The organism is Petrocella sp. (genome assembly GCF_059865615.1).
Window position 1 is genome coordinate 1 of record NZ_JCBCDA010000166.1, and the last position, 2,148, is coordinate 2,148.

Here is a 2,148-nt window from a genome sequence, read left to right on the forward strand (position 1 = left end):
ACTCTAATAATCTTTTATAATCTTCCATTACCTTCTCCCATAGTTTGTGAATCTTTTTTGATTGTAACAGTATTTATGATTATTCGCAAGTTTTATTTTCTGAGGACGAGGTTGGTAATTTTTTATAAATACAATATGAAAACATTTTAATTTATTAAAGGAAACAAACATGAAAGAACAAATCCGTCAAATCGTAAAAGAAGAAATCACTAAGCATTTAAATCTTGCTGAACATCCACAAGATGAACAGGTCAACGAATCGCTATTGGCTATTCTGGGAATAGCGGCAATCGGTGCGGCATGGGCGTGGACACGTGGATTCGTACAAAAAACTAAAAACGACACTATCATGCAATCGTTTTTAGAAAATTATGATAAAGAGAGAATTATTGAAAAGAAAATTCCAGAGACCGCAAAACGGTTTAAGTTGATCGCAACTTTATCTGACTTAGAGGTTATGGAAAAGCAGGTAGACGTATATATTAAAAAACTTAAACGAATGCAAACGAATGTCGATAAATTCGTTGATAGGTATTTTCAAGGAATGGAAGATAGCACCAATTTCGTTGACAAGGCATTTGCGATGAAACCTGCTAGTGAAAAAGCTCGCATTAAAAGAGACTTGGCAAAAATGATCGAAAACATCGAAAACTCGTTTCAAATGGAAATTGATGCAAAAACCGCAGAGTTGCTTGATTAAAACATCATAAATATATAAGGAAATGATCGATGAAAAATCGCGGAGACGTGGTTTACGCTGATAACACCATGTCTATTCTTAGAGAAGCAATACGGGATGAAATGAGAATATCAAAAGACCTTCTTAATATACAGGAAGGTCTCGATTCTCTTATGAAAACTGAGACACTTTTACAAGAATGGAGCATCATTTCTGCAAGTAAGAATCTGGCAAATGGTATTAAGAATTTACCAGCTACCATTAAAGACCTTCCTAATTACCGAATGGCTATTTTGAGTGGTAAAGACGGTAAGTGGATTCTTACTAGAGATATGGGTAAGCTGGATATTGTATTCTATGATAATAAAGGCGGGTTTGTAAAAGAAACTCACCCTGCAAGCGAGTTCACCAAAAAGCTAAACGAAATAAGATCCGAGGGCAATGAAGTTATCCGAGATTTTAACGGTTTGCGTAAATTTATTGGATGGTTTCTTATTGCTGGGGTTAAGCGGGGGACGACACAGCTAATCCTTGCAGGTATCATTGCGATTCTGCTCGGACTTATACTAGTGTTCCCCACTATGGCAACCATAAGCATATTTGGAACAACTCTTGGTGCTCTTGCTGGTGCTTGGGGCGGTATAACTGCACTAACACTCGCCAAATCTGGTGCAATTAATCTAACCGTTGGTAAAGTGTCTAAAAAGTTAATACAGATGCCACACGAGAAAAATAAGTAATAGTTACACATTTTTTGGAATCCCCTTAACTGGGGATTTTTTATATCCTGAGAGAAAATAAAATTAAAGTTATAAATAGTAGTATAAGGCTATTTATAAATTGGAGTAATAGTAATGATTCTAATAGAACAAAATTTTGATGGAGTGCAGACCTTCAATGAATCTACCGATAATGGCAAGAAGAAGACTTACTTGGCAGGGACATTCATGGAAAGTGAGCAACGAAACCGAAACGGTAGGATTTATGACCGCAATGAGTTAGAGAGTGCCGTGTCAAAAATCAATGATGCCGCAAAACTGAATAGACACATATTATCACATTTAGACCATCCAAATCATTTGGATATTAAACTTGATGAAGTCTCCATGAAGCTGGTTGAAGCTAGGATGGATGGCAATAATGTATGGTGTAAAGGGGAAGTGTTAGAAACTGTACCGAAAGGGCAGATACTAAAATCATTATTAGAAGCTGGTATCCAAGTCGGGGTATCGTCACGCGGGTCTGGACAGGTAGATGAAGGATCTGGTAGGGTTAAAAATTATAACTTCATCACGGTTGATGTAGTATCTCAGCCATCAGCCATCGGTGCATATCCAGAAACCATCCAAGAGCAGATTGAATATTATAAGCGTGGGAATGTTGTGACTGATTTATCGGAAGCGGTGATTCATGATCCGATGGCTCAGAAATACTTCCAACTTGAAATGAAGAAATTCATCAACGAAGTT

General features: G+C 37.0%; 3 protein-coding genes. All 3 read left to right on the top strand.

The features are described from left to right. Positions 1-169: 169 nt before the first annotated feature. The gene (locus tag AC6F8J_RS15060) at positions 170-700 is read left to right on the top strand and encodes a hypothetical protein (protein WP_500724441.1); all 531 of its coding nucleotides are present in this window, start codon (positions 170-172) and stop codon (positions 698-700) included. 29 nt (positions 701-729) lie between these two features. After that, positions 730-1,419: a hypothetical protein gene (locus AC6F8J_RS15065; protein WP_500724442.1), complete on the top strand. Its 690-nt coding sequence runs from the start codon at positions 730-732 to the stop codon at positions 1,417-1,419. A gap of 114 nt (positions 1,420-1,533) precedes the next feature. Then, a partial coding sequence (locus AC6F8J_RS15070; RefSeq protein WP_500724443.1) for a hypothetical protein occupies positions 1,534-2,148 on the top strand: 615 nt, incomplete at its 3' end.